This window comes from Streptococcus oralis, from assembly GCF_001578945.1.
In the GTDB taxonomy this organism is placed as follows: domain Bacteria; phylum Bacillota; class Bacilli; order Lactobacillales; family Streptococcaceae; genus Streptococcus; species Streptococcus oralis_Q.
Map to the genome: position 1 here is coordinate 220502 of NZ_KQ969552.1, position 4892 is coordinate 225393.

Consider the following 4892-nt stretch of genomic DNA (forward strand, 5'->3'; position numbering starts at 1 on the left):
AACAAAGATTAAACGACCTGTCTCCTGTAGATTACAGAAAACTGGCCGCTTAAACGTGTTTTCTTCTGTCCCACTTTGGGGGTGCAGTGCCAAGCTGGGGTTTTCTTTAACTCAATATCAAACTGGCTACAATGGGACTGACAAATACATAGAGAATACCAGTGACACCGATAGCCAAACCACCCATGGCTCCTGCTACCGAGCCGTATCGAAAGGCTGTTCCCGTTCCGACTGCGTGACCTGTCCCACCAAGAGCCAGCCCAGCAGCCACTGGATCATCAATCTTCAACCACTTCAAAAGGGTTGGTCCGATAACACTGGTCAAAATCCCAGTGGCCACTACGACGACCAAGGTTACAGTTGTTAAACCTTGCAATTTTTCTGTGATTCCCACTGCCATGGCGGTTGTCACTGACTTGGGAAAGAGGGAAATGGCTAGGAAAAAGTCCATACCAAATATTTTCGCTACTATGGCAGTGAAGCTAGTATTGACAACTACTGCTAACAGACTACCAAAGAGAATACTCCGAGCATGGTGCTTCATCAAGTGAAAACTCTTATAAAGCGGAATCCCTAGAGCCACGGTCGATGGGACAATCAAGTTGTTCAGATAAACGCCACCTTGGTAGTAATCTTGATAAGAAATACCCGTCGCCTTAAGAAGGATGATAATAAAAATTGCCGACAAAAGCAAAGGTGTTGTCAAAGGATGGGGAAAACGTCTGTAAATCAGCATTCCCACTAGATAAGCTAGGATAGATAATGCAATCCCAAACAGAGGATTGGATACAAATTCGCTCATTTGGCTTCTCCTTTCTCATAATCTCCCTCAAAACGTCGCTTGATAAACTGAACCACTAGAGCTATGAGGATAATATTGATGACAGCTGCAAAAAAGACAATCAAAACGATAGGCAGGAGATAAGGGGCAATCACATCAAACTTTTCCATGATACCCACTGCTGGCGGCAAAAAGAGAATGGTCATATTAGCCAGCAGAAAATTCCCCACCATATTGACATGCCTCGTTCTCAGCCACTTGAATTGTAGGGCTAGAAAAAGAATAATCAAACCGATAATACTGCCTGGGATGGGCAGATGAAAGAAACTGGAAATCCCCTCTCCGATAAGAGAAATCACAAAGAGAATCATTAATTGAACATATAACTTCATCTCAAACTCCTTGAAATAGAATTCTTGCATACCAGTTTACTCTTTTTTCAGAAAATTTCAAGGAAATATCGAAATTTTTCTTTCTTGCAAGGATTAGCTAAAAGTAGTATAATCATTGCATGCGCAATCATCTTGTGTTGCAAAGACAGTCAGTAATGACTTTGTGATTTAACTTTGAAAAGAAAGGAGAAAGCAATGACCTATTTGGAAAAGTGGTTTGACTACAACCGCCGTCAAAAGGAAATGGAAGCCTTATTAGAAGAAACCATTGCCCAGCAAAGCGAGCAAAGTCTGACCTTGAAAGAGTTTTACCTGCTCTACTATCTGGATCTAGCCCAAGAAAAATCTCTACGACAAATTGACCTGCCAGATAAACTCCATCTCAGCCCAAGCGCTGTTTCTCGAATGGTGGCTAGATTAGAAGAGAAAAACTGCGGTTTACTTAGTCGCAGATGTTGCGATCAGGATAGACGAGCTAGTTTTATCTGCCTGACTGACGAGGGACAAACAACCCTAGCTTATCTACAAAAGGCCGTCGAAGAAAGACTGGAAACCAGTCTTGATTTCATTTCATAATCAGGATTTTTTAAAAAAGTTGCGTGCGCAATCATTTTTCTTGACATTCCTATTTTCAAGGAGTACAATGAAGTCAAGATCGAATAAAGGAGTTTTATATGATCGAAATTACCTACCTAGACGCCAGCAAGCAAGAGAGAACCATGACTTTCGAGTCTTATGAAGACTTTGAACGTTCTCAACAAGCCTGCCTTATCGGTGTCGCAGACTATTACCCAGTTCAAAAATTAACCTACAATGGTCATGATTTGGACTACCATGGGACTTATGGAGATGTCTTCTTCTATCTCATGAAACAAGATCTAAGCCAATATAACTAAAAAAGGAGAAATACAATGGCAAAAGCAATTACAGATGCAACATTTGAACAAGAAACAAAAGACGGTTTGGTCTTGGTAGACTTCTGGGCAACTTGGTGTGGTCCATGTCGTATGCAAGGTCCAATCTTGGACAAATTATCTGAAGAACTTTCAGAAGATGTCTTGAAAATCGTTAAAATGGACGTAGATGAAAATCCAAACACAGCCCGTACTTTTGGAATCATGTCTATCCCAACCCTTCTCTTCAAAAAAGACGGCCAAGTGGTAAAACAAGTTGCAGGTGTTCATACTGCGGAACAAATCAAGGCCATCGTTGCTGAATTGAGCTAATCACGAAACACTCCCATTCCAAACGGGAGTGCTTTTTTGTTTTCATAGAAAAAGCCCTATTCCTCAAACTGAGGAGCAAGGCTTTTTGAGTTTCAATTATTCTTCTGTTCCAAGGAAGTTTTTAGCAACAAGAGCTGCAAGAACACCACCAACGATTGGGGCAAGGATGAAAATCCATACTTGTTGAAGGGCTACGCCACCTACCAAGACAGCAGGAGCCAAGCTACGAGCTGGGTTTACTGAAAGTCCAGTGATGTTCAATCCCACAAGGATCATGGCCACCAATGACAAACCGATTACCAAACCAGCGATTGCGCCATTACCTTTGCTTGCTGAAGTGACAGTCATGATAACTAGGACAAACAAGAAAGTTGCGATGACTTCAAACAAGAATCCACCAAAGACAGTGACACCGTTTGCCAAGGCATTTTCGCCAAGACTAGCAGTCGACATACCTGAGTTAGACAAGAGGAAGAATACTGCAGCTGACGCAAGGAAAGCTCCAACTACTTGTCCAAGAATGTAGTTTACAAGCTCTGAAGATGACAAGCGTTTGTTTACAAACATAGCAAGCGAAACCGCTGGGTTCAAGTGAGCACCTGAAACAGTCCCAATTGAGTAAGCTGCAACTACGATTGCCAAACCAAATGCAAAAGCAATTCCAAGGTGTCCAAAACCTTCAACACCATTTCCAAAAACAACAGCTCCTGTTCCGATGAACACAAGCATAAATGTACCGATTAATTCAGCCACAAATTTTTTCATGATAAGTCTCCTTTTTTCAAAACTATGTACCAGTCTATCAAAAGAAGGAAAGGGTTTCAAGAAAATTGACTGGAAAGTTTTTTGAAAATTATGAAACGACTCGCTTGAACTTAGTACTGAAAAGATTGAATGGCTTCTTTCAAGGCATCTTGTAAACTATTTTTCTGGTCAAGTTGGATATAGACTTCCAACAGACAGGATCTGAAGTTGGAAAATTTATAAAAATCTTCCCTGTCTTCTATCGGAAAGTCAACAGTTTTTATCCAAGAAGCTACTTGTTCCTGCTCTAATTTTCCTTGCAAAATAGGTTCATAAAGTACTCTCGCTAACCGCCAATCCTCATCATTTGTAAAACGAATGGGAATTCTTTTAAATAGTTGACCCAGTACATCAAATACTTCATAAACTCTGTTACTAGGAAAATCTGGATGACAAACGACTTCAGTCAAGAGATCCGCTCCATGCGCAAAAGCGTGAACCCAACCATACTGACTTGAAAATCCTGTCGTATCCTTTTCTTTTTTTAGGTAATACAAACCTTGAGATAGCATAGCATTTCTTATATCAGCTTTTAATCCTTTATAGAAAAGAGAGTGCTCGTTACCATCTGCAGACAAAAGATTGGCATAAATAAGTGCGCTAAAAGAACGTTTAAGAGCCGAAACTCCTCTACTATCAATCTCTTTGTATAGACCTTCATCAGAGGAGACCTCTTCTGAGATAAACTGAAACTGCTCAAGGGAAAACAACTCTTCTTGAATCCCTCTAGCCAAACTCGTAAAAACAAGTTCGTCTCGAATTTCTGGAGAGGGATCTCCTAAATGCTCAAGCAACCACTGAATTTCTTCTCGACTATAGCTTGGTTTTTCTTCTATCACTTTTCTTTGTAATTCTTGACGCATCTCTAGCACCTCTACATTTCTAGTAACTTATCAAAAAGCCATCCGCAGATGACTTTGAATAGGAATATTTGGAAAGGAACATGGCATAGTTAAAGCACTATTTTTTCTTTTTCGGAGTTAAATCTTCAAAAGATGTACTATTTTTACTAATAGTCTCGCTAATTGCTTTTTGTCCCAACCCATTAATTGAGCTATCCATTTGAACTGCTAAAGTCGTTACAGCAGTTTTATTTGTCATAGCAAGAACCCCTATCTCCTCATCATACTTATCTACAATATCTTTTCTCCCTGATATTATCGGAGGAGCACAAAAGGCTTTGATAGCCGCTCTTTCCAATGTTTTTTTGATTTCTCGTCTGGCTGATTCTGACATAGGTCCAATCAAAGCATCTATGACTAAATCCACTAGCATTTCTTCTGCCCCCTTTCTAACTCATATAAGTATTTTCTTTGACTATAACTCTCTTCTAACTCTTTTTCTAAGCGAGAGCGCTCTTTTCGGTACTGAGTCTGCAATTCTTCATCTTTTGCCTCTATTTTAGCATACTGACGAAGATACTCACTACTCGTCTCACTTGAATAAGATTCTAATAACATCAGAAATTGGTGGTGCTCCTCATCATCTCCAGATTTCTGTCTACCAAAATCATAAGCAATATTCTCAAACTCCTCATATAGTCTTGTCAACTGAGAGCGATTATGATCCAAACTTTCATAAGACTCTGCTATTTTCTTCTTAGCAGTTCTATAGTCATCCTCCAAGGACCAAAGTCCCTCTTCTTGCTTTTTTATTTTCACTTGGATTTCTTCTAGTTTGTCCATTGAT

Annotated in this window: 9 protein-coding genes; 3 read left to right on the forward strand and 6 right to left on the reverse strand. The window is 40.0% G+C overall.

Annotated features, from left to right (window positions below):
* Nucleotides 1-106: 106 nt before the first annotated feature.
* On the reverse strand, nt 107-802 hold the full coding sequence (locus SORDD16_RS06470; protein WP_061452789.1) for an LrgB family protein: 696 nt from the start codon (nt 800-802) through the stop codon (nt 107-109).
* Nucleotides 799-1173, reverse strand: coding sequence for a CidA/LrgA family protein (locus tag SORDD16_RS06475; RefSeq protein ID WP_061452895.1), 375 nt, complete (start codon nt 1171-1173; stop codon nt 799-801). The genes SORDD16_RS06470 and SORDD16_RS06475 overlap by 4 nt, the downstream gene beginning before the upstream one ends.
* Nucleotides 1174-1368: 195 nt before the next feature.
* Between SORDD16_RS06475 and SORDD16_RS06480 the strand changes: the two genes are divergently transcribed.
* From SORDD16_RS06480 to trxA, 3 genes are all read left to right on the forward strand, one after another.
* On the forward strand, nt 1369-1749 hold the full coding sequence (locus SORDD16_RS06480; RefSeq protein WP_061452790.1) for a MarR family winged helix-turn-helix transcriptional regulator: 381 nt from the start codon (nt 1369-1371) through the stop codon (nt 1747-1749).
* A gap of 98 nt (nt 1750-1847) precedes the next feature.
* The gene (locus SORDD16_RS06485) at nt 1848-2069 is read left to right on the forward strand and encodes a DUF4649 family protein (RefSeq protein WP_009730461.1); all 222 of its coding nucleotides are present in this window, start codon (nt 1848-1850) and stop codon (nt 2067-2069) included.
* Nucleotides 2070-2084: 15 nt separating this feature from the next.
* A complete protein-coding gene (gene trxA / locus SORDD16_RS06490; protein WP_061452791.1) occupies nt 2085-2399 on the forward strand; it encodes a thioredoxin in 315 nt (104 codons plus the stop codon).
* A 96-nt stretch (nt 2400-2495) separates the two neighbouring features.
* Here trxA and SORDD16_RS06495 read toward each other — a convergent pair whose 3' ends face one another.
* From SORDD16_RS06495 to SORDD16_RS06510, 4 genes are all read right to left on the reverse strand, one after another.
* Nucleotides 2496-3164 (reverse strand): MIP/aquaporin family protein, encoded by a 669-nt coding sequence (locus SORDD16_RS06495; RefSeq protein WP_061452792.1) that lies wholly within the window; start codon nt 3162-3164, stop codon nt 2496-2498.
* Nucleotides 3165-3274: 110 nt separating this feature from the next.
* Nucleotides 3275-4066 (reverse strand): DUF2785 domain-containing protein, encoded by a 792-nt coding sequence (locus SORDD16_RS06500; RefSeq protein ID WP_061452793.1) that lies wholly within the window; start codon nt 4064-4066, stop codon nt 3275-3277.
* A gap of 97 nt (nt 4067-4163) precedes the next feature.
* Complete coding sequence (locus tag SORDD16_RS06505; RefSeq protein WP_061452794.1) at nt 4164-4478, reverse strand: hypothetical protein; 315 nt, start codon at nt 4476-4478, stop codon at nt 4164-4166.
* On the reverse strand, nt 4472-4892 hold a 421-nt coding region (locus SORDD16_RS06510; protein ID WP_241734023.1), incomplete at its 5' end, for a hypothetical protein. The genes SORDD16_RS06510 and SORDD16_RS06505, both read right to left, overlap by 7 nt.